Here is a 24,906-nt window from a genome sequence, read left to right as displayed (position 1 = left end):
ACTTCGAGAAGGATTGACCCATGGCAAGGCGTTTGGCAGCTGCACTGGCCATCACCGCGAGCCTTCTGCTCGGCGGCTGCGGTGCCGACTACGGCGTGGACCAGCACGGCAATACGGTGAAGGCCGAACAGATCGACGGGCACTGGCTGGTGCTCAACTACTGGGCCGAGTGGTGCGGACCGTGCCGCACCGAGATCCCGGAACTGAACACCGCGGCAAAACAGTGGCAGGCCGAGGGCATCAGGGTGGTGGGGGTGAACTTCGATGGCCTGCAGGGCGATGACCTCAAGCAGGCCGCGCAGGCCCTGGGCATCGATTTCACCGTGCTGGCGCAGGATCCTGCCGAGCGCTACGAGCTGCCGCGCAGCGAGGCACTGCCGGTGACCTACATCATCGACGACAAGGGCAAGGTGCGTGAGCAGTTGCTCGGCGAGCAGACGCTCGAAGGGCTGCAGGCGAAGATCAAGGCGCTCAAAGGCGGCGCCTGATCGGTTGTCGGGGCTGCGAAGCAGCCCCGATGCACTTCAGCCTTGCTCAGGCCAGAAGCGCAGTGGCTTGCCCTCAGCTGGCCAGAAGCGGATCTGTTCGATTGCCGACACATCCCAGCGCTGCACCGTCTCCAGTGCCTGCAGGAAGCGCTGCTCCTGCTCCATCAATGCCGGCGCGCACAGCTTGCGGGTTTTGCCGATCTTGCCGAAGCTCAGCCGCTCACCTTCCAGCGTATAGCTGGCGAACCAGTGGTTGCAGCCGGCATTGCCATAGGCGCGGCCATCGTTGGCGAGGGTCAGGGTCAGGTGGCTGTAGTCGATCAGCGGACGCTCGCCGATCCACTCCAGCACATAGCTCTGCTCCTGCTGCAGTTTCGAGGGTTGCGCGGCACAGCCGAACAGGCCGCCCAGCAGCGCGGCGCAGGTCAACAGGTGTTTCACTGGGCGCTTCCCTGGCAGTTGCGGCACAGGTGACGTTCGCCCTGGCTGCTCCAGCCAAGTTCGGCGATACGGGCGTTGGCTGCCGGCTGGCGGGCTTTCTTGCCGAGCTTGGCGTCCACGGCGAACTCGAAGTCGAGCACGGCCTCGCAGCTGTCGCACTTGACCTGCCAGGTGAGGATTTCCAGTTCGTTGAACACCGGGCCGCTGGCCACGGCGACCCACTGGCCGCGTGGGTTGATCAGGTGGCGGACGCTCTCGACGGTCAGGCGCATGGACAAGTCCTTGCTGCCTTTGAGCGTCACCAGCAGGGCATCGCCCTTGTGCATCGAGCCACCGTTGCCGGTCACCTGGTAGCGACCTGGCACCAAGGCGCGGCATTCGATGAGGGTGTGTTGCGGGTTGAAAAGGGTGTAGCGAAAATCGTGCTCGACCATGGGTCCTCCAGAAATGCCGCGTATCCTAGCACTAACCTGTGACCGTGTTACGCGCATCGCCCGCCGCCCAGTGGATGACGTTGTCCAGCGTGGTCGCGGCAATCGCCTCCAGCGCTTCGCGGGTCAGGAACGCCTGGTGCGCGGTGACGATCACGTTGGGGAAGGTCAGCAACCGCGCCAGCACGTCGTCCTGCAGCGGCAGGTCGGAGCGGTCCTCGAAGAACAGTTGCGCCTCCTCTTCGTAGACATCGAGGCCCAGGTAGCCGAGCTGACCGCTCTTGAGCGCATCGATCAGCGCCGGGGTATCGACCAGCGCGCCGCGCCCGGTGTTGATCAGCATGGCGCCGTGTTGCAGGCGTGCCAGGCTCTGGGCATTGACCAGGTGGCGGGTCTGCTCGGTCAGCGGGCAGTGCAGGCTGATGATCCGCGATTGCGCGAGCAGTTCCGGCAGCGCCAGGTAGCGGGCGCCGAGGGCCAGCAGTTCAGGGTTGGGGCAGGGGTCGTAGGCCAGGAGCTGGCAACCGAAACCGGCCATGATGCGGGCGAAGGCTGTGCCGATCTGTCCGGTGCCGACCACGCCCACGGTCTTGCCGTGCAGGTCGAAGCCGGTCAAGCCGTGCAGGGTGAAGTCGCCCTCGCGGGTACGGTTGTAGGCACGGTGCAGGCGGCGGTTGAGGGCCAGGATCAACGCCACTGCATGCTCGGCCACGGCATGGGGCGAATAGGCCGGAACCCGCACCACGGTCAGCCCCAGGCGCGCTGCGGTGGACAGGTCGACATGGTTGTAGCCGGCCGAGCGCAGGGCGATCAGCCGCGTGCCGCCGTCGGCCAGGTGCTGCAGGACTTCGGCGCCCAGATCATCGTTGATGAAAGGGCAGACCACCTCGAAACCCCGGGCCAGCGGTGCGGTGTCCGGGGTCAGGCGGGTGGGCTGGAAGTGCAGTTCCAGCCCGCTGCCGACGGCGGCGTGGGTAAAGCTTTCCTGGTCGTAGTGCTGGCTGCTGAACAACAGGACGCGCATGGCGGGAACTCCTTTGGCGGGCGGTCAGGACAGTCTGGACCAGGGCGGGAGGGGCGATGTTGATCTGGGCAAGGAATGCCTGCACCCGCCCGCTCCCGCAGTACGTTCAATGCCTGTCATCGCTGATCAAGCGCTCAGGTGCGCCTGCTCGGCCAGGCGGTGGATGGCTCGTTCCAGTTCATCCAGCGCCTGCATCGCCTGCGGGCTGTCCTGCTTGAGCAGGGTTTCACTGCGCTGGCAGGCGGCGCGCAGCTGCGGTACGCCGCAATAGCGCGAAGCGCCATTGAGGCGGTGCACGCGCTCGATCATCGCCGAGCGGTCGCCGGCCTCGCGGGCACTGCGGATGGCCTGGCGATCACTGTCCAGCGAGGCCAGCAGCATCGCCAGCATGTCTGCGGCCAGGTCGGCCTTGCCAGCGGCCAGGCGCAGGCCTTCCTCGTGATCGAGCACCTGCAGTTCGCTGTCATCGGGCAGGCGCTCGCCGATGCGTTCCGGCGGTGGCGCGCCCAGGCTCAGGCCGGTCCACTTCATCACCACCTGGGCCAGCTGGCGCTCGCTGATCGGCTTGGTCAGGTAGTCGTCCATGCCGCTGTGCAGCAGGGCGCGTTTCTCGTTGGCCATGGCGTGGGCGGTCAGGGCGACGATGGGCAGGGGTGGGCCGCTCTGGCTGGTTTCCCAGCGGCGGATCTGTTCGGTGCAGGCGCAACCGTCCATGCCCGGCATCTGCACGTCCATCAGCACCAGGTCGAAGGGTTCGTCCTGCACGGCCTGCACCGCCGCGAAGCCGCTCTCTACCGCCACCACCGCAGCACCCATGCCCTCGAGCAGGGTCTGCACCAGCAGCAGGTTGGCCGGGGTGTCGTCGACGCAAAGAATGCGCGGCGCCCGCGAACCGGCGTTGTGGCGTGGCTCGACGTGGGCACGGCTGGGCTGGATCAGCTCCAGCAACAGGCGCCGCAGCTTGCGCGTGCAAGTCGGCTTGGACAGCAACTGGCCGTGGGCATTGGGCAGGAACGGCAGGTACAGCGCCTGTTCGGTGGTCGGGCACAACACCACGCACTGGCAGCCCAGGCGTTCGAGCTGCTGGTGATAGTCACCCAGGTGGTCCGGCGAGAGGTTGCCCAGGTTGGCGCCGAGCACGGCGAACTCGAATGGCTGGCCGGCCTGGCTCGCCGCCTGTACGCCCTGCAGCAGTTGCTCGAACGAAGAGAACAGGCTGACACTCAGGCCGCAATCCTCGAGCTGGTGCTCCAGGGCCTGGCGCGCCAGCTCGTGGCCGTCGACGATCGCCGCGCGGCGCCCGAGCAAGGCTTGCAGTGGCAGTTCCTCGGTATCGTCGTGGGCCTTGGGCAGGCTGAGGTTGATCCAGAACTGCGACCCTTCGCCGGGCGTGCTGTCGACCCCGATCTCGCCGCCCATCTGCTCGATCAGGCGCTTGGAGATCACCAACCCCAGGCCTGTGCCGCCGGGTTGGCGCGACAGCGAGTTGTCGGCCTGGCTGAAGGCCTGGAACAGGGTGCGCACGTCCTGTGGCGACAGCCCGATACCGGTGTCCTGCACGCTGATGCGCAACTGCGCGGTGTCTTCGTGCTCGTCCTCGACCATGGCACGCACGACGATGGTGCCTTCGCGGGTGAACTTGATGGCGTTGCTCACCAGGTTGGTGAGGATCTGCTTGAGCCGCAGCGGATCGCCGATCAGCGACAGCGGCGTGTCGCGGTACACCAGGCTGACCAGCTCCAGCTGCTTGGCATGGGCGGCCGGGGCGAGGATGGTCAGGGTGTCCTGGATCAGGTCGCGCAGGTTGAACGGGATGCTGTCGAGTACCAGCTTGCCGGCCTCGATCTTGGAGAAGTCGAGGATCTCGTTGATGATCCCCAGCAGGTTGTCGGCGGACTTTTCGATGGTGCCCAGGTAGTCGAGCTGGCGCGGGGTGAGCTCGCTTTTTTGCAGCAGGTGGGTGAAACCGAGGATGCCGTTGAGCGGCGTGCGGATCTCGTGGCTCATGTTGGCGAGGAATTCGGATTTGATCCGGCTGGCCTCCAGGGCTTCCTTGCGCGCCATGTCCAGCTCGATGTTCTGGATCTCGATGGTTTCCAGGTTCTGGCGCACGTCCTCGGTGGCCTGGTCGATGCTGTGCTGCAGTTCTTCGTGGGCGCTGTGCAGGGTTTCGGCCATGCGGTTGATGCCGGCGGCCAGCTCGTCCAGCTCGACGCTGCCCATCGGTGGCAGGCGTTCCTCGAGGTTGCCCTCCTTGAGCTGGGTGACGGCATGCTTGATGCGCCCGATCGGGCCGTTGATCGCCCGGCTCATGCGCAGGGCCAGCAGCACGGTCAGGCTCAGGCAGGCGAAGATCAGCAGCAGGCTGGTGAACAGGTTGCGGTAGCCGCGCAGCAAGGTGCCGTCGTGGGACAACTCGATCTCGACCCAGCCCAGCAGGCGTTCGGCCTCATGCGGCACCGCGTCGGTGGCCAGGTCGCGGTGATGCCCGAACACCGGCATCAGGTAGCGCGTGGCGTCGTTGCCGGTGCGTTGCAGCAGTTGCGTGCCGGTGCCACCGCTGGGCGCCTGGTTGAGCATGCTCGGCCCGGCATGGGCCAGGCGCGTGCGGTTCGGCGCCAGGAAGGCCACGGCGCGCACATCGGTCTGCTCCAGGGCCTCGGCGGCGATGCGCTCGAGCTGCGCTGGCGCTTCCTGGGCCAGGGCAGGGGCGGCGAGCGGTGCCAGTTGCTCGGCGATCATCTTGCCGCGTTGCAGCAGCTGGGTGCGCAGTTCGTTCTGCTGCAACCAGGTGAAATAAATGCCCAGCACCAGCGCCATCAGCCCTGCGGGCAGGAGGGCCAGCAGCAGGACGCGGCTTCTGATTCCCAAACGATCGAGCACACCTGTCTCCTGTCATGTGCGTGCGGGCCGTCGCGGATGGACGGGATCCCGCAGAACGTTACTCCGCGCGCACCGGTAATGCACTTTGTTTGTGCGGGTTTTTTAGCCGCGCAGCGCTTGCCGGGGCTTTGGTCGGCAGGCGGTTGCGATAACGCCGGTACTCGCCAATAATCACGCAATTGAGAATTCATGGCAGTTGCCAATGCATACCGTATCGATTCACGACTCCAGCATCCTCGCCATCGAGGACGATCCGGTGCTCGGCGCCTACCTGCACGAGGAGCTGCAACGCGGCGGCTTTCGGGTGACCTGGTGCCGCAATGGCCTGGAAGGCCTGGAAACCGCAGGCCGGCAGATGTTCGACGTGGTGCTGATGGATATCCTGCTGCCGGGGCTCAACGGCCTGGACGCCCTGGCGCAGTTGCGCCGCCGCAGCGCCACGCCGGTCATCCTGATGTCGGCCCTGGGTGCCGAGGCCGACCGCATCAGCGGCTTCCAGCGGGGCGCCGACGATTACCTGCCCAAGCCCTTCAGCATGGCCGAACTGCGCGTGCGCATCGAGGCGATCCTGCGCCGGGTCGCGCTCGAGCGTCGTCACCAGGCGCCGCGCGAGGGGTTGGCCGGGCAGTTGCACTTCGACGAGCAGGCCTGCGACGTGACCCTGCATGGCTGTGCCGCGGGCCTGACCCCCAGCGAGTATCGCCTGCTCGACACGCTCAACCGCAGCCAGGATGAGGTGCTGAGCAAGCCCTTCCTTTACCAGCAGGTGCTGCAGCGCGGCTATTCGCGCCACGACCGCAGCCTGGACATGCACGTCAGCCAGATCCGTCGCAAGCTCAGGGGCATCGGCTACCAGGAGCGCCAGGTGCGTACCGTGTGGGGCAAAGGCTACGTGTTCTGCGCCGGTGAGGGCGACTGAGCGTGCCGGGACGTCGTTCGCTGTTCTGGAAGCTCACCGTGCTGCTGGTGGGCTTCTGCCTGTTGATGATCGGCCTGAGCTACACCTGGGGCCGACACATGGAAAACCGCAATGCCTTCCTCTCCGAACCGGCCCGGCAACTGTTGCGCGGCTATGCCGCACAGGCCGAGCAGGCCTGGACCGAGGGCGGCCGCGAGGGGCTCGATCGCTGGCTGGCAGACCTGCGCCAGCGCGAGCACGGTTGGGTCAATGTGCTCGATGGCAACCTGCGACCGCTGGCTGGCGGCCAGCTGTCCACCGATGAAATGCAGCGCCTGACCCGCCTGCGGGGCGTCGACTGGCCCATGAGCCGGCGCAGTGTCGACCAGCCCTGGCTGCGCCTGCCGTTCCCCCGGTCACCCGAGCAGGGCATGCTGGTGATCGAGCTGCCGCAGCGCCTGAATCCAGGCCAGTACCGTCTGTTCTGGCAGGTCATCACCAATGGCGTGATTCCCGGGCTGTTCACCTTGCTGCTGTGCGTGGGCCTGTACCGGATGCTGATCGTGCCGCTGAACCAGTTGCGCGAGCAGGCCAATGCCTGGCGTGCCGACCAGCTGTCGGCGCGGCTCGATTCGCGCACCATCGGCCGCCACGACGAGTTGGGCGAGCTGGCGCGGGCTTTCGACCAGATGGCCGAGCGCCTGCAGGGCACCGTCGCCCTGCAGCAGCAACTGTTGCGCGATCTGTCCCACGAGATGCGCACGCCACTGAGCCGCCTGCGCGTAGCCTGCGACGGCGAGACCGATGTCGCACGCCTGCGTGAGCGCCTCGCACGCGAGCTGGACGGCATGCAGCAACTGGTCGAGGACACCCTGCAACTGGCCTGGCAGGACGCCGAGCGTGCGCCGATGAACCTCGAGCCCATCCAGCTGCCGGCCTTGTGGGACGTGCTGGTGGAGAACGCCTGCTATGAAAGTGGCTGGGCTGCGCAGCGTCTGCACTGCGAGTTGCCGGCCCGCTGCTGGGTGGAGGGCAATCTCAACCTGCTGGCCCAGGCGCTGGAAAACATGCTGCGCAACGCCATTCGCCATTCACCGGCGCACGGCGTGGTGCGCCTGGGTGGTCGCCACGACGGCAATCACTGGCAACTGTTCCTGGAAGACGAAGGGGGCGGGGTCGATGAGGACGACCTGGAGCGAATCTTCGCGCCATTCTCGCGCCTCGACGGCTCGCGCCCCGGGGATGGCGGCTTCGGCTTGGGTTTGAGCATCGCCCGCAGCGCGATCCAGCGCCAGGGCGGGCTGTTGTGGGCCGAGAACGGCCGAATGGGGCTGCGCCTGTGCATGCGCCTGCCTTGCGTCGCTGCCGAATACCCGGCGGGCAGCCCCGCTGTGGCGGCGCTACGCGCGCCTGTGGAAGTGGGACCGCCCGTGAAGAACCCGCAGCCGATATAACGGTCTGCTATATGCCCCAGCAATTGCGTGATATGGCCGCGCCTTCTTTGCCGGTATGATAGGCGCCCCTGCCGTCCTGATTGCGAAATACGCCCATGACCTTGCAGTACCCAACCATCGCCGATTGCATCGGCAACACCCCCCTGGTCCGCCTGCAGCGTATCGCCGGGCAGACCAGCAATACCCTCCTGCTCAAGCTCGAAGGCAACAACCCGGCCGGCTCGGTCAAGGACCGCCCGGCGTTGTCGATGATCACTCGCGCCGAGCTGCGCAACCAGATCAAGCCAGGTGACACCCTGATCGAGGCGACTTCCGGCAATACCGGCATCGCCCTGGCGATGGCAGCGGCGATCAAGGGCTACAAGATGATCCTGATCATGCCCGACAACTCCACGGCCGAACGCAAGGCGGCGATGACCGCCTACGGCGCCGAGCTGATCCTGGTGAGCAAGGAAGAGGGCATGGAAGGCGCGCGGGATCTTGCCGAGAAGCTGCAGGCCGAAGGCCGTGGCCTGGTGCTCGACCAGTTCGCCAACGGCGACAACCCGATTGCCCACTACACCAGCACCGGCCCCGAGATCTGGCAGCAGACCCAGGGCAGCATCACCCACTTCGTCAGTTCCATGGGCACCACCGGCACCATCATGGGCTGCTCGCAGTACCTGAAAGAGCAGAACCCGGCGGTGCAGATCGTCGGCCTGCAGCCGATGGAAGGCTCGGCCATCCCGGGTATCCGCCGCTGGCCGGAGCAATACCTGCCGAAGATTTTCGACGCCACCCGCGTCGATCGCGTGGTCGACATGTCCCAGCAGGAAGCCGAAGACACCACTCGGCGCCTTGCACGTGAAGAGGGCATTTTCTGTGGCGTGTCCTCCGGCGGTGCGGTCGCAGCCATGCTGCGCCTGTCCCGTGAAGTGGAAAATGCCGTGATGGTCGCGATCATCTGCGACCGCGGCGACCGTTATCTCTCAACCGGCCTGTTCGACGCGACCTGATGTCCAGAAAGAAAAGCAACAGCAGCGGCCTGCGCTTCCAGCCAGCCGGGGGCGAACGCACCGCACAGGTGCCGGTCGGCAAGAAGCAGCGCCTGGACATCGAGCGTCTGGCCGGGGACGGGCGCGGCATCGCCTTCGTCGACGGGCGTACCTGGTTCGTCAGCGGCGCCCTGGCCGGCGAGGCGGTGGAGGCGCGGGTGCTCAATGCCCGCGGCAAGATCGTCGAGGCGCGCCTGGAGCGTGTCCTGCAGGCCAGCCCCGAGCGCCGTGACGCGCCGTGTCGGCACTATGCCCGCTGCGGTGGCTGCAACCTGCAGCACCTGCCGCACGAAGGCCAGCTGGCGCTCAAGCAGCGCCTGCTCGCCGAACAACTGCAGCGCGTGGCCGGGGTGCAGCCGGACGAGTGGGCCGCGCCGCTGGCCGGAGCGCAATTCGGCTACCGCCGCCGCGCCCGGGTCGCCGTGCGCTGGGATGCCAAGGCGCGCGAGCTGCAGGTCGGTTTCCGCGCCGAAGCCAGCCAGGACATCATCGCCATCGACGAATGCCCGGTGCTGGTACAACCCTTGCAGTCCATCCTCCGCCACCTGCCGACGGTGCTGCGCAGCCTGAGCCGGCCGCAGGCGCTGGGGCACGTGGAACTGTTCAGCGGCACCGCCGAGGCGTTGCTGGTGCGGCACGTGGCGCCGCTGCCGGAAGACGACCTGATGCGGTTGCAGGCGTTCTGCCAGGAGGCGGGCGCGCAACTGTGGCTGCAGGGCGAAGGCGAGCCGGCGCCGTACGAGGGCGACGCCCGCCTCGGGTTCGCCCTGGAACCCTGGGGGCTGGAACTGGCGTGGCGGCCGGGCGACTTCGTGCAGGTCAATGCCCAGGTCAACACGCTGATGATCGAACAGGCGCTGGCCTGGCTGGCGCCTCAACAGGACGAGCGGGTGCTGGACCTGTTCTGTGGCCTGGGCAATTTTGCCCTGCCATTGGCACGCCAGGCCCGCGAAGTGGTGGCGGTGGAGGGCGTGCAGGCGATGGTCGACCGCGCCGCCGCCAACGCTGCCAGCAACAATGTGCATAACGCACGTTTTTTTCAGGCCGATTTATCGCAGTCTTTGGCCGGTGCCGAATGGGCCGCCGAGGGCTTTTCTGCGGTACTCTTGGACCCACCGCGCGACGGTGCCCACGAGGTGGTGCAAGGCATCGCCCGTCTCAAGGCCCGGCGGCTGGTCTATGTATCGTGCAACCCCGCCACGCTGGCGCGAGACGCGCAGGTGCTGGTCGGCCAGGGGTACCGGTTAAAAAGGGCCGGGATTCTCGACATGTTTCCTCAGACGGCGCATGTCGAGGCCATGGCGTTATTCGAAGCGGGCCAGTAACGGCTGGCCCCTTGGTGTGGCTTCCATGGACGGGAAGCGGCACGGTTGATTGCCAGTGCGCCCGCGTGGCGCGCTGTATGGAAAGGTAAAAGAAACATGGTACAGGTGAGAGTGCACCAGCCGGTCAACACCGACGGCAGTATCAATCTCGAAGCATGGCTGGATCATGTGGTGAGCGTCGATTCGGCGCTGGATCGTACGGCGCTCAAGGAGGCCTGCGATTTCGCCCAGGAAGTCGAGAAGAAGGGCAATCCGGCCAAGCATTCCTGGGCCGACGGCACGTCGAGCTTCCAGGCAGGGCTGGAGATCGCCGAGATCCTCGCCGACCTCAAGCTCGACCAGGACTCGCTGGTCGCCGCCGTGATCTACCGGTCGGTGCGCGAGGGCAAGGTGACCCTGGCCGAGGTCGGCCAGCGTTTCGGCCCGGTGGTCTCCAAACTGATCGACGGCGTGCTGCGCATGGCCGCCATCAGCGCCAGCCTCAGCCCTCGCCAGTCGCTGGTGCTGGGCTCGCAGGCGCAGGTCGAGAACCTGCGCAAGATGCTCGTGGCCATGGTCGACGACGTGCGCGTGGCGCTGATCAAGCTGGCAGAGCGGACCTGCGCCATCCGCGCGGTGAAGGCCGCCGATGACGAAAAACGCCTGCGCGTGGCGCGCGAGGTGTTCGACATCTATGCGCCGCTCGCTCACCGCCTGGGTATCGGCCATATCAAGTGGGAGCTGGAAGACCTGTCCTTCCGCTACCTGGAGCCCGACCAGTACAAGCAGATCGCCAAGCTGTTGCACGAGCGGCGGCTGGACCGCGAACGCTTCATCAGCGACGTGATGAACCAGTTGCAGAACGAGCTGCTGGCCACCGGGGTCAACGCCGACATCAGCGGCCGGGCCAAACACATCTATTCGATCTGGCGCAAGATGCAGCGCAAGGGTCTGGAATTCAGCCAGATCTACGACGTGCGTGCGGTGCGCGTGCTGGTCCCGGAAATCCGCGACTGCTATACCGCGCTGGGCATCGTCCACACCCTGTGGCGGCACATTCCCAAGGAGTTCGACGACTACGTCGCCAACCCCAAGGAGAACGGCTACCGTTCGCTGCACACCGCGGTGATCGGCCCAGAGGGCAAGGTGCTCGAGGTGCAGATCCGCACCCACGGCATGCACGAAGAGGCCGAACTGGGCGTCTGCGCGCACTGGAAGTACAAGGGCACCGACGTCAAGTCCAGCTCCAACCACTACGAAGAGAAGATCTCCTGGCTGCGCCAGGTGCTGGAGTGGCACGAGGAGCTGGGCGACATCGGCGGCCTGGCCGAGCAACTGCGGGTCGACATCGAACCGGACCGGGTGTACGTGTTCACTCCCGACGGCCATGCCATCGACCTGCCCAAGGGCGCCACGCCGCTGGACTTCGCCTACCGCGTGCACACCGAGATCGGCCACAACTGCCGTGGCGCCAAGATCAACGGGCGCATCGTGCCGCTGAACTACAGCCTGCAGACCGGCGAGCAGGTTGAGATCATCACCAGCAAGCAGGGCAGCCCGAGCCGCGACTGGCTGAACTCCAACCTCGGCTACGTCACCACCTCGCGGGCGCGGGCCAAGATCGTCCACTGGTTCAAGCTGCAGGCGCGCGACCAGAACGTCGCAGCCGGCAAAACGCTGATCGAGCGCGAACTCAGCCGCCTGGGCCTGCCCCAGGTGGACTTCGAGCGCCTGGCGGAAAAGGCCAACGTCAAGACCGCCGAGGACATGTTCGCCGCCCTGGGCGCCGGCGATCTGCGCCTGGCGCACATGGTCAACGCCGCCCAGCAATTGCTGGAGCCCGAGCGCATCGAGCCGGTCGAGCTGATCCCGCGCCCGGCGCGCGGCACCCGATCGGGCAAGCGCAACGACATCCAGATCCAGGGGGTTGGCAACCTGCTGACGCAGATGGCCGGTTGCTGCCAGCCGCTGCCGGGCGATGCCATCGTCGGCTACATCACCCAGGGTCGTGGCGTGAGCATTCACCGCCAGGATTGCGCCTCGGTGCTGCAGCTGGCCGGCAAGGAGCCGGAGCGCATGATCCAGGTGAGCTGGGGGCCGATTCCGGTGCAGACCTACCCGGTCGACATCGTCATCCGCGCCTACGACCGCCCGGGCCTGCTGCGCGACGTGTCGCAGGTGCTGCTCAACGAGAAGATCAACGTGCTGGCGGTCAACACCCGCTCGAACAAGGAAGACAACACCGCGCTGATGTCGCTGACCATCGAGATTCCCGGCCTGGATGCGCTGGGGCGCTTGCTCGGGCGGATCTCGCAGTTGCCGAACATCATCGAGACGCGGCGTAATCGTACGCCTTGAGACTGCGTCGCCCCCATCGCGGGCAAGCCCGCTCCTGCAGGTGCAGCGTGATCCCTGTGGGAGCGGGCTTGCCCCGCGATGAAGGCACTGCCGAAGGACCTGTAATGACCTACACCCTCGACGACCTGCTCCACCTCATGGCCCGCCTGCGCGACCCGCAGTATGGCTGCCCGTGGGATCTCGAGCAGGACTACACCAGCATCGTCAAGCACACCATCGAGGAAGCCTACGAGGTGGCCGACGCCATCGAGCAGGGCGATTTCGCGCAGTTGCAGGGCGAGCTCGGCGACCTGCTGTTCCAGGTCGTCTATTACAGCCAGCTGGCGCGCGAAGAAGGGCGTTTCGAGTTCGCCGGGGTGGTCGATTCGATCACCCGCAAGCTGATTCGCCGTCATCCACACGTGTTCCCCACCGGCGACCTGTACGCCGCACCCGACCTCCCGCGCCTGAGCGAGGCACAGGTCAAGTCGCGCTGGGAAGCGATCAAGGCCGAGGAACGCGCCGAGAAGACCACCCCCGAACAGCTGTCGCTGCTCGACGATGTGCCGGGCGCCTTGCCGGCGCTGGCGCGTGCGGCCAAACTGCAGAAGCGTGCGGCCACGGTCGGTTTCGACTGGCCCGAGGCACTGCCGGTGCTGGACAAGGTCCGCGAGGAACTCGACGAAGTGCTGCAGGCGATGGCCGACGGCGACGAACAGGCCCTGGAAGACGAAGTGGGCGACCTGCTGTTCGCCGCCGTGAACCTGGCCCGCCACCTCAAGCAGGACCCTGAAAACGCCCTGCGCCGCGCCAACCGTAAATTCGAACGCCGTTTTCGCTTCATCGAACAGGCATTGCGCGACAGTGGCCGACCGATCGAAGATTGTAACCTTGACGAGCTGGACGCCCTCTGGGGCGAAGCCAAGCGTCAGGAAAAGAACCTGCCCAGCTGCGGCTGAGCCGATGCATAAGTGAGTGAACACCGATGAGCCTTTCCCTTCGCGATCAATTGCTCAAGGCCGGTCTGGTCAACCAGAAGCAGGTCTCCCAGACCAACAAGGCCGAGAAGAAACAGAAACGCCTGGAACACAAGGGCCAGGTCGAGGTAGACGACAGCCAGCAGCGCCTGGCCAAGGAAGCCATGGCCGACAAGGCTAAAAAGGACCAGGAGCTGAACCGTCAGTTGCAGGAGAAGGCCGAGCAGAAAGCCCGTGCCGCGCAGGTCAAGCAATTGATCGAGGCGACCCGCCTGCCCAAGCTGAACACCGAGGACTACTACAACTTCGTCGACGACAAGAAGGTCAAGCGCATCGCCGTCAACGCCCTGATGCGCAGCAAGCTGAGCAACGGCTCGCTGGCGGTGGTGGCCCATGGCGGCGGCTACGAGGTGATTCCGCGCGAGGCGGCGGTGAAGATCCAGGAGCGCGACCCCAAGCGCATCCTGCTGCTCAACACCCATGTCGAGGAGGCCGACGAGGACGATCCATATGCGGCCTACAAGATCCCAGACGATCTGATGTGGTAAATGACGAAAACCCCGCTCAGGCGGGGTTTTTCGTGGGGGAGATCTTATTGTGTGGTGCGCTGGCTCTCGAGGGTTTCGAGCTCCTGGCGATACTGGTGGGCTTCATGCTCGTTGTGGAACATGCCGACCAGCTGGCCCTGCTGGTGTACGTCCCAGATCCGCACGCCAGCGGCCAGGCCTTCGTGGGACATTTTCGATTCGTCGCGTTCGGTTACTTGGACAGTCATCGGTAAACTCCACTTCTGTTGGTCTGCGACACTGTGTCGCACACCTTCTTTATAGAGTTTGTTAGCAGGCTAAGTAAATAAAACGACGATGAAACTATGTTCATGAAACGCGCTGCGCTTGTTTGCGCAGGCCAAAAAAAGCCCCGCATCAAGGCGGGGCTCGGGCTACAGCAGGGAAGGGATCAGTTGCCCTTCACCGTCCTGCCGTCGACCGTACCATCCTGCAGCACGATCACGTATTCCTTGCCATCGGTCTCGACCTGGCGCAGTTGCACCAGCAGGTAGTCCCAGTCCTTGGCGAACCACAACTCGGTGATGCGCTTGCTCTGGCTCGGGTCGCGAACGCGCTCGACCTTCACCGCATCGACCTGGCCGGTCTTGGTGGTGACTTTCTCGGTGCCGAGCACGCGGAAGTCGTAGGTGTCGATCTCGTCACCGTCGACCACCTGGTAGGTCATGCTCTTCTTGCCGGCTGCCACGTCATGCTGCAGCGCCAGCTGGTAGGACGACTTGTCCAGCACGCCACGGTTGAGCGGCAGGCTGATCGCGTCGCCACGGTCGCTGCCGGTGACCTTCTTGCTGCTCCAGTCGAAGTCCAGGTCGACTTTCTTCGCCTTGCCCAGGCCGCCGCGTTCGAAGTGGTACTTCTGCGGCAGCAGGGTGTCGTTGTCCATGCGCACCGTGCTCTGCTCGGTCAGGCTGGCGATCATCATGGAGGCTTTGAAGTTCAGGTCCCAGGTACCGTTGGCGTTCTTGACCAGGCTGCGTTCGGCAGTGCCGCTCATGGGCAGCTGTTTCCAGTCGGCGGTGTAGCTGGCCGAGAAAGGCTTCAGATCAGCTGCCTGGAGCGGCAGGGCGAGCACGGCGAGAGCCAATAGCAGGGCGCGACGCATAAATTCTCCTAGGGTCGAATCAAGTGACCGCTGGCCGCCAGCGGCTGGCCATCCAGTAATGCACCTTGTTCGCCCAGGCGCAAGCGTCCTTTGGCGAACCAGTGCACCGCCAGCGGGTAGATCTGGTGTTCCTGTCGGTGGACCCGTTGTGCCAGGCTCTGCGCATCGTCGCCTGGCGCGACCGCTACCACAGCCTGTACGACCAAGGGCCCGCCGTCGAGTTCCTCGGTGACGAAATGAACACTGCAGCCGTGCTCGGCATCACCGGCATCCAGGGCCCGCTGGTGGGTGTGCAGCCCTTTGTACCTGGGCAGCAACGACGGGTGGATGTTGAGCAGGCGACCCTGGTAGTGGCGCACGAAGTCGCCACTGAGGATGCGCATGAAACCGGCCAGCACCACCAGGTCGGGGGCGAAGCCGTCGATCAGTTGCACCAGCGCCGCATCGAACGCCTCGCGGCCGTCGAAGCCGCCATGCTCGAGCACGGCGGTGTCGATCCCGGCCGCCCGGGCCCGTTCCAGGCCGTAGGCGTCGGGGCGGTTGGATATCACCGCGCGGATCCGCGCCGGGCTGTCCGGGGCGGCGGTGCTGTCGATCAGGGCTTGCAGGTTGCTGCCGGAACCCGACAGCAGTACCACGACATTGCAGGTCTTGCTCGGCATCAGTGTGCCTTGAGGTTCTGCAGCTCGACCTGGGCAGCGCCTTCGGCGGCTTCGGCGATATGGCCGATTACCCATGGCTGCTCACCGGCAGCGCGCAGTTCGTTCAGGGCGGCTTCGACCTGGTCCTGGGCCACGCAGATCACCATGCCTACGCCGCAGTTCAGTACGCGGTGCATTTCGTGCTCGTCGACGTTGCCTTTTTCCTGCAGGAAGTCGAATACCGCCGGGCGCTGCCAGCTGGCGACGTCTACCACGGCCTGGGCGTTTTTCGGCAGGACGCGCGGGATGTTGTCCAGCAGGCCGCCACCGGTGATGTGGGCCATGGCCTTGACCGCGCCGGTGTTCTTGATCAGCTGCAGCAGCGGCTTGACGTAGATGCGCGTCGGCGCCATCAGCAGGTCGGTCAGCGGCTTGCCGTCCAGCTGGGTGTTCTCGATGTCGGTGGCCGACACTTCGAGGATCTTGCGGATCAGCGAGTAGCCGTTGGAGTGCGGGCCGGAGGAGGGCAGGGCGATCAGTGCGTCGCCAGTGGCAACCTTGGAGCCGTCGATGATTTCGGCCTTTTCCACCACGCCGACGCAGAAGCCGGCCAGGTCGTAGTCTTCGCCTTCGTACATGCCCGGCATTTCGGCGGTTTCACCACCGACCAGCGAGCAACCGGCCAGTTCGCAACCTGCGCCGATGCCGGTGACCACGGTGGCGGCCACGTCGACGTTGAGCTTGCCGGTGGCGTAGTAGTCGAGGAAGAACAGCGGTTCGGCGCCGCAGACCACCAGGTCGTTGACGCACATGGCGACCAGGTCCTGGCCGATGCTGTCGTGCTTGTTCAGGTTCAGCGCCAGGCGCAGCTTGGTGCCGACGCCGTCGGTGCCGGACACCAGCACCGGCTGCTTGTAGCCGGCCGGGATCTCGCAGAGGGCGCCGAAGCCGCCCAGGCCACCCATGACTTCAGGGCGTGCGGTGCGCTTGGCGACGCCCTTGATGCGTTCGACCAGTGCTTCGCCGGCGTCGATGTCTACACCGGCGTCCTTGTAGCTCAGGGAGGGTTGCTTGCTCATTGATCCAGGCCTTTAAGAGGGAGGGATTCAGGAAAACGACCAGCGCGGCCAAGGCCGGCTCGGGAGGCGGCGGCTGCCTGTACGTGACTGGTCTGCGAAGGCGCGCGATTTTATCAGGGTTGCCCGGCAGCGGCCATCCTCCATTGAACGGCAAGTGGCGAGCGGTAGGCTATAAGAGAAGACAGGCAGCGCTCGCGCGCGCTTTTGCTTGCCGCTGACACGCTGCAGCTTGTAGCTTCTGGACTGAAAGTCATCTGGACAGGAATCCTTCATGCGTTTTCTCAATTACCTGGCAGTGGTGTGCGTGGGCCTGATCGGTGCGACGGCCCAGGCCGAAACCGTATCGGGCCTCTACCAGGTCCGCGAGCCCGTCGACGGGCAGGGCAGCGAGGCGCGCACCCAGGCCACCTCCAAGGCCCTCGACACCCTGGTGCTGCGTCTTACCGGCGATCCCAAGGCCCTCCAGAACCCTGCAGTCGCCGCCCTGCGCAAGGATCCGCAGCAGATCATCAACCAGGTCGGCAACGAGGCCGGCCCGCCTGAAGCGCTGGTGGTGGAATTCGACCCCGGCAGCACCGAGCGCGCCCTGCGCCAGGGTGGCCTGGCACTGTGGGGCAGCAACCGGCCGTCGATTCTCGGCTGGTGGCTGTACGACAGCGTCGAAGGCAGCAGCCTGGTCGGCGATGGCCAGACCAGCGCCGAGCCCCTGCGTCGCGCTGCCCAGCACCGTGGCCTGCCGCTGCGCCTGCCGCTGGCCGACCTGCAGGAGCAGCTGGTGGCCAACGCCAAGCAGCTCGAAGGCAACGACCCGGCGCCGCTGCGCGAGGCGTCCGAGCGTTACGGCGCCGATGCGCTGCTGGCCGTGCACGCCCACGAGGCTGACGGCAAGTGGCAGGGCAAGTGGCAGCTGTGGCTGGGAGACCAGCGCGAGCAGGGCACGGCCGAGGGTGCCGACCAGGCTGCCATGGCCGATGCGCTGATGCTGGCGATCAGCACCCGCCTGGCGCCGCGCTACGTCATCCGTCCGGGGGCCAGCAGCGACCTGCAGGTCCAGGTGCAGGGCATGAACCTGCAGCGCTATGCCGAACTGGGGCGCGTGCTCGAACCCTACGGCCCGCGCCTGCAGATGGCCGAAGGCGACACCCTGACCTACGCGGTCACCGGTAATCGCGAGCAGTTGCGCGCCCAGCTGGGGCTGGCGCATCTGCAGGAGGTGCCGGTCGAGCAGGCGCCCGCCGCCGCACCCGCGCCTGTGCCCGACGCCACGCCGGGCCAGCCTGCCACGACGCAGGCGCCTGCCGCCAGGCCGTTCGACGGCCTGCGCTTTCGCTGGTAAGGAGACGAGTCCATGACCGATGTGCGTCGTTGGGTATGGCTGGGCGTGGCCCTGTTGATTGCCGTGGTGCTGTACCTGCTGCACAACATTCTCTCGCCGTTCCTGGTCGGCATCCTGCTGGCGTACCTGGCCGACCCGCTGGTCGATCGCCTGGAACGCCTGGGGTTGTCGCGCACCTGGGGCGTGGTGGTGGTGTTCAGCCTGTTCACCCTGGTGTTCCTCGCCTTGCTGCTGGTGCTGGTGCCGATGCTGGCCAAGCAGCTGGTGCGCCTGTACGAGCTGGCGCCGCAGATGCTCGACTGGCTGCAGCATGTGGCGCTGCCCTGGGTGCAGAGCCGCCTGGGCCTGGCCGACGGCTTCTGGAAGTTCGACAAGATCAAGGCCGCGATCGGCGAACACATGGGCCAGACCACCGACATCGTCGGCATCGTCCTGTCCCAGGCCACGGCCTCGAGCCTGGCGCTGATCGCCTGGCTGGCCAACCTGGTGCTGATCCCGGTGGTGGGCTTCTACCTGCTGCGCGACTGGGACCTGATGATGGCCAAGCTGCGCAGCCTGCTGCCGCGCCAGCGCGAAGACCAGGTGGTGGAACTGGCCGGCGAGTGCCACGAGGTGCTGGGCGCGTTCGTGCGCGGGCAACTGCTGGTGATGCTGGCGCTGGGCGTGATCTACGCGGTCGGGCTGTCGCTGGTGGGGCTCGAGCTGGGGCTGCTGATCGGCCTGCTGGCGGGCCTGGCGGCCATCGTGCCGTACATGGGCTTCATCGTCGGCATCGGCGCGGCGCTGATCGCCGGGCTGTTCCAGTTCGGCGGCGACCTGTACCCGATGCTCGGCATCGTCGCGGTGTTCATGATCGGCCAGGCCCTCGAAGGCATGGTGCTGACGCCGTTGCTGGTGGGCGACCGCATCGGCCTGCACCCGGTGGCGGTGATCTTCGCCATCCTGGCCGGTGGCGAGCTGTTCGGCTTCACTGGCGTGCTGCTGGCGCTGCCGGTGGCGGCGGTGATCATGGTGCTGCTGCGCCATGTGCACGACCTGTATAAAGAGTCGGACATGTACGCCGGGGACATCGATCCCGACCTGTAACCCCGACGTTCGCCCGGCCCTCGTGCCGGGCGAAGCCCTGAGGCAACCCGCCACGTTGACGTTGCCGCCGCCAATTTGTTTGTGCTGGCGTTTCGGTTACAATCCGCAATCGTTTCAGCCTGTCCCCGGTCAATCAGACCAAAGGCTGAAGCGCACAAGGGTTCTCTGGCTGCTGAACAATGATCACAAAAAGCCTGCGCTGAAGAACAAGTAACACCAGGGCCAGCCACAGGCCTACCCTCCGTTCTACTGACTGGAAGTGATCAATGTTCAAAAAAGCTGGCAAGACCTTGCTGGGTCTGGCTGTCGCGGCGAGCTTCATGCAAGCGCACGCCGACGAAGCCAAGAAAGTCGATGTGCTCCTGATTGGCGGCGGCATCATGAGTTCGACCCTGGGCGTATGGCTCAGCGAACTGGAGCCGAGCTGGTCGATGGAAATGGTCGAGCGCCTGGACGGCGTCGCCGAGGAAAGCTCCAACGGCTGGAACAACGCCGGTACCGGCCACTCCGCGCTGGCTGAGCTGAACTACACCCCGATGGACAAGGACGGCAAGGTCAACATCTCCAAGGCGATCGAGATCAACGAAGCCTTCCAGGTGTCGCGCCAGTTCTGGTCCTGGCAGGTTCGCCAGGGCGTGCTGAAGAACCCGAAATCGTTCATCAACACCACCCCGCACATGAGCTTCGTCTGGGGCGACGACAACATCGCCTTCCTGAAGAAGCGCTACGAAGCACTGCAGGCGAGCCCGCTGTTCCGCCCGATGCAGTTCTCCGAAGACCACGCGCAGATCGCCAAGTGGGTCCCGCTGATGATGGAAGGGCGTGACCCGAACCAGAAGCTGGCCGTGACCTGGACGCCGATCGGCACCGACGTCAACTTCGGCGAGATCACCCGCCAGTTCGTCGGCCACCTGCAGACCCGCGACAACTTCAAGCTGAAGCTGTCCAGCGAAGTGCAGGACATCAGCCGCAACAAGGACGGCTCCTGGCACGTCGAGTACAAGAACCTGAAGGATGGCACCAAGTCGGCCACCGACGCCAAGTTCCTGTTCATCGGTGCCGGCGGCGGCGCGCTGAAGCTGCTGCAGAAGTCGGGCATTCCTGAAGCCAAGGAATACGCAGGCTTCCCCGTGGGCGGCTCGTTCCTGGTGACCGAGAACCCGACCGTTGCCATGCAGCACATGGCCAAGGCCTACGGCATCGCCTCGACCGGTGCGCCACCCATGTCGGTTCCGCACCTGGACACCCGTGTGCTGGACGGCAAGCGCGTGATCCTGTTCGGGCCATTCGCCACCTTCTCGACCAAGTTCCTGAAGAACGGTTCGTACCTGGACCTGCTGAGCAGCACCACCCTGCACAACGTCTGGCCGATGACCAAAGTCGGTATCGAGCAGTACCCGCTGGTCGAGTACCTCGCCGGCCAGGTGATGCTGTCGGACGACGACCGCTTTGAAGCCCTGCGCACCTACTTCCCGCACGCCAAGAAAGAAGACTGGCGCCTGTGGCAGGCCGGTCAGCGCGTGCAGATCATCAAGCGTGACGAAGAGAAGGGCGGTGTGCTGAAGCTGGGCACCGAGGTCGTGGCGTCCGAAGACCGCACCATCGCCGGTCTGCTGGGTGCTTCGCCAGGCGCCTCGACTGCGGCACCGATCATGCTCAACGTGCTCGAGACCGTGTTCAAGGAAAAGGTTGCCACCCCTGAATGGCAGGCCCGCATCCGCGAGATCGTGCCGAGCTACGGTACCAAGCTGAATGATTCCGCTGCTGCCGTGCAGAAAGAGTGGAACTACACCGCTGAAGTGCTGCAGCTGGAGAAGCCTCCGGTCATCGACCAGAGCGTCGGCACCAGCACCGGCGCCGAGTCGACCGCACCTGCCGAAGGCAAGGCTGCCAACGACATGGCACTGTAAGCTGCCTGAGGAGATGGCCTGTCGTCTGACAGGCCGTTGCCTGAAGAGCCACGAGGATCGCCGCAGGCGGGCTCGTGGCTTTTTTGTGCCCTAGTTACAGTGATTTGTGACAGCGGGCCCCTGTGGGAGCGGGCTTGCCCGCGAACACCGGCGGAGCCGGTGCCATTCACCGCGGTGTTCTTTTCGCGGGCAATCCCGCTCCCACAGGGGTTGGATTTGTGTCCAACTTCTTGGGGGCAGTCTAGAGATGCTCAATGATCGACGTGCAGCTTGTCGTCCAGGCGGTTGCTCGATGAGCCATTCTTCTGCGGCGTCTCGTCGAAATGCTGCCACTCCGCCTCCTGGAAGCGGAACAGGCTGTCATCCTCCGGCGCCTCGCGGTCGCCGTAATGGTGGATCGAATAGTGGGCATACTCGACCTTGTCCGCCCAATCCCCCTGCAGCAAACCATCGGCGGCCAGGTCGCGGTACCAGTCGTTTTCCTTCTCGCTGGCCTTCTGCCGTTTGTTGTGATCGACGAAGTAGCCGATGATCCCGCCGATCACCCCCAGCACCACCCCGACCAGGAAGAACGGCCCGGTCAGCGCAGCAGCGGTGCCGGCACCGAACAGGCTGGCAGCGCCCAGTACTCCTGCGGAGGCACCGAAGGCACCGCCGGCGATCTGCAGGCCACCGGAAGCCTTGGCCAGCGGGTCGCCGTCCTTGATCGCGTTCTTGATGGTGAAGGCGCCGAGCACGATGTCGGCAAAGCCACCGGCAAGGTCGGTCGCAGGCCCCAGCACCTTGATCACCGAACCGGCGATCTTCGCTGCCTTGCCCGGCGGCAGCTTGACCGTGCCGGAAGCCGAGACCGCATCTTCCAGGCGCTGGGTAATGCCGCCATAGGCGTTCTTGGCGGCGTTGGCGTTGCCGGCGCCATCGCCGAGCACATCGGAAAAATCGCCCAGCTTGCTGCCGGGCAGGGTATCGAGTGCCTCGGCGATCTTGGCCTTGGTGGCTGACGGCAGTTCGCTGAGCTTGAACTCGAACTTAGGTTCCTGGATCCCGCCCTTGCCCCAGATTTCCGGGAGGGTCTTGTCCAGGCCGAGGAAGTCGACCAGCCCGCTCTTGCCCACCAGCCCGCCGATGGCATCGCCGACCTTGGCGAAGTGGCTGCCGGCCCCGGCGAAGCTGACGAAGTCCTTGGCGATCGACAGGCGCTGCTGCCAGGTCTCGCCGAGCTTGCCGCCCTGGCCGACCAGCTGGTAGATGCCGGAGAACAGGTTTACCCCGGCGCCCAGCGTACCGAGGATGCCCTTGCTGTTGAGGGCGCTGAACACCTCGCCCAGGGTGCCGCGGTCGGCAATCGGTACATAGGGCTTGGACAGCACGGTCTTGAGGTCGGCCTCGCTGATGCTGCCTTTGGCCATGTCGATCTGCGACAGCTCTTCGAGCACCTTGGTGACCACCGAGGATTTCTGCTTGCCCTGCAGGCCCTCTTCGAGAAATTTCTCGATGACCTCCTGGGTGCGTCGTGGCATGTCCAGCAGCGAACCCTTGAGCACGCTCTTGAGCAGGCCGAACACGTCCTTGGTGGCCAGTTCCTTGTTCTCGTCGGAGATCTTGCTGGGGTCGCCGACCAGGTCGTTGAGGTCGCTGGTCAGGCCGTCGGCCTGGATCGACTGGGCCGCCTTGGTGGCCGCCTCCGGATCGAACAGCGACAGCGCCGAGAGTGTGCTGTTGAGGTCTTCCTTGGCTTCGTGGTCCTTGCCCTGTTTCTGCAGGTCCTTGAGGTAGGCGATGTAGTCGGGGTTGTTGGTCAGGTCGAGCAGCTTCTGTTTGACCTCGTCCTTGTTGGGGATGCGATCTAGCGCACCGTCCATCTTCGACTTGTAGTCCTTCTGGATGGTCTCGTCGGCGAACAGGGTGCTGATCTGCTCCTTGAGCTTGCCGCCGTCGATGATGTCGTGCATGTCGGCGGAGGTGAGCTCGGTCTGTTCCTTGTCGAACACCCGCCAGGTGCCGCCGAAGGCACCGGGCTCTTCCTCGTAGCCGGTGATGCCGCGGCCGTTCTGGTAGGCGGCCTGGGCCTCGAGCGCGCGGACCAGCTTGGCCCGCGGGTCGTCCTTGGCGATCGAGCCGTCCTGCACGCCCTTGCGGTAGTCGTCGAGCAGTTCCTTGGTGGCCAGCTCGCCCACGGTCAGCTCGGGTGATGCGCCATCCTTCTCGTCAGCCTTGACCCCGGTCTTGAGATTGAGCGCATCGAGCTCCTCGCGCGGTGGCAGGTTGTACTTGCTGCGGGTTTCATCGACCTCGCCCTTGGTCCAGCCCTCCCACTTGCCGACCACTTCGTCGTACAGCTGTGGGCTCAGTTCCCTGGAGACGATGAACTTGCCCTCGTCGGTCTCGAAGCGGATCAGGCCATCGCCCAGTTCGTCGGGCGAACCGAAGGACATGTCCTTGTTCTTGAGGAAGTCGTTGGGGCTGGCGAGCTTGTAGCCTTCTTTTTCGCTGTCGTGGATCTTGCCCCAGGTCTCGTTGGCGGTCGCGACCTGCTTGAACAGCTCGGGTGAAACGTCGCGCGAGACCACGACCTTGCTGCCGTCGTGGGTTTCGTAGGTGAGGACGTTGCCCTCCTGGCCGGTGGTCCAGCCAAACCCCTTGTAGTCGTTGAGGCCCGGTGCAGGCGTGTTGGCATCGGCCAGTACCGCGCCGTTGTCCAGTGCGGTGCGGATGTCGGCGGCCTTGGCCGGATCGCTGTAGACCTCGTGCAGGCCGGCCAGGTAGTCGAACAGCTTGGGGTTGTCGTCGCGGGCGACCACCACTTTTTCGCCGTCGTGCTCATAGCGGATCAGGTCCGGGCCGACCTCGTCGCGCGCGCCGATGAGCGTGCCGTCGAAGGGTGGCCATACCTCGTTGTCGGTGGCGCGGCGGTAGCCGTCGGCTTCGCTGGCCTGCAGCCCCGAGAGGCTGTCGTAGGCACTGGTGACGGCCTTGTAGAGCTCCGGATTGTCGCGCTCGGAGACCACGTACTTGTTGCCGTCCCGGGTTTCGTAGCGCACCACGCCGGGGCCGACTTCCTCGGCCGGGCCCACCGCGCGGAAGTCGCCGAGCGTGCCTGGCACCTGCTGGTCGGCGCCGACCCACTGGTAGCCCTCGGCACTGCTGGCGTTGATGCCCGACAGCGCCTTGTAGTCCTGCGCGACTTGCTTGAACAGTTCGGGGTTGTCCTGCTCGGCAACGATGTAGGACTTGCCGTCGGTGGTCTGGTAGCGGATCAGGCCCGGCCCGACTTCGTCCGCGGCGCCAATGGCCTTGTAGTCGCCGAGGGCGGCGGGAGCCTGTGCATCCTTGCCGAGCAAGGTGTAACCCTCTTCCTTGCTCGTGGCGATGGCGGCCAGGGCAGGGCGGGCGTCGACGATCTGCTGGTAGAGCTTGGGATTGCTCGCCTTGCTCACCAGCACATGGTCGCCTGCCGCCGTCACAAAGCGCACGGTGTCTGCAGCCAGGGTGCCGGGCGCTTCGATCGAGGCCAGATCGCCCAGCGCGGGCATCTGCTCGTCGGGCTTGGCGCTGCGGTCGCTGTCGGCGTTGCGCTCGCTGTTGGCCAGCAGCACGCGGAAGGTGGCGGCGGGCTTGTGGTCGCGTGGCTCCGACACTGTGCTGTCGGGGCTGCGGGTGAGGGGGCTGGTCGACATGCCGTGAACTCCTTTCGTGGGTACGCGAAGGGCGCGAGGCGGCAGGTGCCGGACACCGGGCGGCCCTTGAGGCGGCTCGACGGTAGCAGAGCAGAATGTAAGCAAAGGTTTCGGTGCACGGGAATTCACAACGTTTTACGCCTGTGAAGACGGTGCTGAGCGCCTGCGTCGTGGGTAATAACCCTACCGTCAGTCAGATTATTCGAGCTATGGCTAATGGCCAGCTAGCCTGCAATTC

20 protein-coding genes are annotated in these 24,906 nt (G+C 65.5%); 11 read left to right on the top strand and 9 right to left on the bottom strand.

The genetic code is table 11. From position 1 onward, the window contains the following. Nucleotides 1–20: 20 nt before the first annotated feature. The gene (locus AC1TXO_RS20140; RefSeq protein ID WP_486403365.1) at nucleotides 21–488 is read left to right on the top strand and encodes a TlpA disulfide reductase family protein; all 468 of its coding nucleotides are present in this window, start codon (nucleotides 21–23) and stop codon (nucleotides 486–488) included. 36 nt (nucleotides 489–524) lie between these two features. Here the strand turns inward: AC1TXO_RS20140 and AC1TXO_RS20135 are convergent, their stop codons facing one another. The 4 genes from AC1TXO_RS20135 to AC1TXO_RS20120 all read right to left on the bottom strand — a co-directional run bounded on the left by AC1TXO_RS20135 (nucleotide 525) and on the right by AC1TXO_RS20120 (nucleotide 5,267). Beyond that, nucleotides 525–929, bottom strand: coding sequence for an META domain-containing protein (locus AC1TXO_RS20135; protein ID WP_486403364.1), 405 nt, complete (start codon nucleotides 927–929; stop codon nucleotides 525–527). Continuing rightward, entirely contained in the window at nucleotides 926–1,363 is a 438-nt protein-coding gene (locus AC1TXO_RS20130) for a hypothetical protein (protein WP_486403363.1), read from the bottom strand. The genes AC1TXO_RS20135 and AC1TXO_RS20130 overlap by 4 nt, the downstream gene beginning before the upstream one ends. Nucleotides 1,364–1,394: 31 nt before the next feature. Beyond that, nucleotides 1,395–2,384 (bottom strand): 2-hydroxyacid dehydrogenase, encoded by a 990-nt coding sequence (locus AC1TXO_RS20125; RefSeq protein WP_486403362.1) that lies wholly within the window; start codon nucleotides 2,382–2,384, stop codon nucleotides 1,395–1,397. Nucleotides 2,385–2,510: 126 nt separating this feature from the next. Next, a complete protein-coding gene (locus AC1TXO_RS20120) occupies nucleotides 2,511–5,267 on the bottom strand; it encodes a response regulator (RefSeq protein WP_486403361.1) in 2,757 nt (918 codons plus the stop codon). 202 nt (nucleotides 5,268–5,469) lie between these two features. Here AC1TXO_RS20120 and AC1TXO_RS20115 point away from each other — a divergent pair, with 202 nt between their 5' ends. The 7 genes from AC1TXO_RS20115 (at nucleotide 5,470) to AC1TXO_RS20085 (ending at nucleotide 13,819) form a co-directional block, all read left to right on the top strand. After that, on the top strand, nucleotides 5,470–6,186 hold the full coding sequence (locus AC1TXO_RS20115) for a response regulator transcription factor (protein ID WP_486403360.1): 717 nt from the start codon (nucleotides 5,470–5,472) through the stop codon (nucleotides 6,184–6,186). 2 nt (nucleotides 6,187–6,188) lie between these two features. Further along, the gene (locus AC1TXO_RS20110; RefSeq protein WP_486403359.1) at nucleotides 6,189–7,619 is read left to right on the top strand and encodes a histidine kinase sensor domain-containing protein; all 1,431 of its coding nucleotides are present in this window, start codon (nucleotides 6,189–6,191) and stop codon (nucleotides 7,617–7,619) included. Nucleotides 7,620–7,714: 95 nt separating this feature from the next. Further along, a complete protein-coding gene (gene cysM / locus AC1TXO_RS20105; RefSeq protein WP_486403358.1) occupies nucleotides 7,715–8,614 on the top strand; it encodes a cysteine synthase CysM in 900 nt (299 codons plus the stop codon). Continuing rightward, entirely contained in the window at nucleotides 8,614–9,978 is a 1,365-nt protein-coding gene (gene rlmD, locus AC1TXO_RS20100; protein ID WP_486403357.1) for a 23S rRNA (uracil(1939)-C(5))-methyltransferase RlmD, read from the top strand. The genes cysM and rlmD overlap by 1 nt, the downstream gene beginning before the upstream one ends. 96 nt (nucleotides 9,979–10,074) lie before the next feature. Next, a complete protein-coding gene (gene relA, locus AC1TXO_RS20095) occupies nucleotides 10,075–12,315 on the top strand; it encodes a GTP diphosphokinase (protein WP_486403356.1) in 2,241 nt (746 codons plus the stop codon). Nucleotides 12,316–12,419: 104 nt separating this feature from the next. Beyond that, complete coding sequence (mazG, locus tag AC1TXO_RS20090; RefSeq protein ID WP_486403355.1) at nucleotides 12,420–13,253, top strand: nucleoside triphosphate pyrophosphohydrolase; 834 nt, start codon at nucleotides 12,420–12,422, stop codon at nucleotides 13,251–13,253. 26 nt (nucleotides 13,254–13,279) lie between these two features. Further along, nucleotides 13,280–13,819, top strand: a complete 540-nt coding sequence (locus AC1TXO_RS20085) for a DUF2058 domain-containing protein (protein ID WP_486403354.1) — start codon at nucleotides 13,280–13,282, stop codon at nucleotides 13,817–13,819. A 44-nt stretch (nucleotides 13,820–13,863) separates the two neighbouring features. On the opposite strand, the gene AC1TXO_RS20080 is transcribed toward AC1TXO_RS20085, so the two are convergent. The 4 genes from AC1TXO_RS20080 to purM form a co-directional block, all read right to left on the bottom strand. Then, nucleotides 13,864–14,046 carry a hypothetical protein gene (locus tag AC1TXO_RS20080; RefSeq protein ID WP_486403353.1) on the bottom strand — a complete coding sequence of 61 codons (183 nt, stop codon included), beginning with the start codon at nucleotides 14,044–14,046 and terminating at the stop codon, nucleotides 13,864–13,866. Nucleotides 14,047–14,228: 182 nt separating this feature from the next. Continuing rightward, on the bottom strand, nucleotides 14,229–14,939 hold the full coding sequence (locus AC1TXO_RS20075; RefSeq protein ID WP_486403352.1) for a DUF3108 domain-containing protein: 711 nt from the start codon (nucleotides 14,937–14,939) through the stop codon (nucleotides 14,229–14,231). 8 nt (nucleotides 14,940–14,947) lie between these two features. After that, on the bottom strand, nucleotides 14,948–15,601 hold the full coding sequence (gene purN, locus AC1TXO_RS20070; protein ID WP_486403351.1) for a phosphoribosylglycinamide formyltransferase: 654 nt from the start codon (nucleotides 15,599–15,601) through the stop codon (nucleotides 14,948–14,950). Next, nucleotides 15,601–16,659 carry a phosphoribosylformylglycinamidine cyclo-ligase gene (gene purM, locus AC1TXO_RS20065; RefSeq protein ID WP_003252437.1) on the bottom strand — a complete coding sequence of 353 codons (1,059 nt, stop codon included), beginning with the start codon at nucleotides 16,657–16,659 and terminating at the stop codon, nucleotides 15,601–15,603. Before purM ends, purN begins: the two co-directional genes overlap by 1 nt. 271 nt (nucleotides 16,660–16,930) lie before the next feature. Between purM and AC1TXO_RS20060 the strand changes: the two genes are divergently transcribed. The 3 genes from AC1TXO_RS20060 to mqo all read left to right on the top strand — a co-directional run bounded on the left by AC1TXO_RS20060 (nucleotide 16,931) and on the right by mqo (nucleotide 20,991). Then, nucleotides 16,931–17,995: a DUF2066 domain-containing protein gene (locus AC1TXO_RS20060; RefSeq protein ID WP_486403350.1), complete on the top strand. Its 1,065-nt coding sequence runs from the start codon at nucleotides 16,931–16,933 to the stop codon at nucleotides 17,993–17,995. Between the two features lie 12 nt (nucleotides 17,996–18,007). Further along, nucleotides 18,008–19,081 carry an AI-2E family transporter gene (locus AC1TXO_RS20055; RefSeq protein WP_486403349.1) on the top strand — a complete coding sequence of 358 codons (1,074 nt, stop codon included), beginning with the start codon at nucleotides 18,008–18,010 and terminating at the stop codon, nucleotides 19,079–19,081. Between the two features lie 266 nt (nucleotides 19,082–19,347). Continuing rightward, the gene (gene mqo, locus AC1TXO_RS20050) at nucleotides 19,348–20,991 is read left to right on the top strand and encodes a malate dehydrogenase (quinone) (RefSeq protein ID WP_486403348.1); all 1,644 of its coding nucleotides are present in this window, start codon (nucleotides 19,348–19,350) and stop codon (nucleotides 20,989–20,991) included. Nucleotides 20,992–21,242: 251 nt separating this feature from the next. On the opposite strand, the gene AC1TXO_RS20045 is transcribed toward mqo, so the two are convergent. Beyond that, nucleotides 21,243–24,668, bottom strand: coding sequence for a hypothetical protein (locus AC1TXO_RS20045; RefSeq protein ID WP_486403347.1), 3,426 nt, complete (start codon nucleotides 24,666–24,668; stop codon nucleotides 21,243–21,245). Nucleotides 24,669–24,906 lie beyond the last annotated feature (238 nt).

Source organism: Pseudomonas sp. FA117, assembly GCF_057370475.1.
The sequence above is the reverse complement of the archived record's forward strand: the minus strand, read 5'-3'. Positions and strand labels throughout refer to the sequence as shown.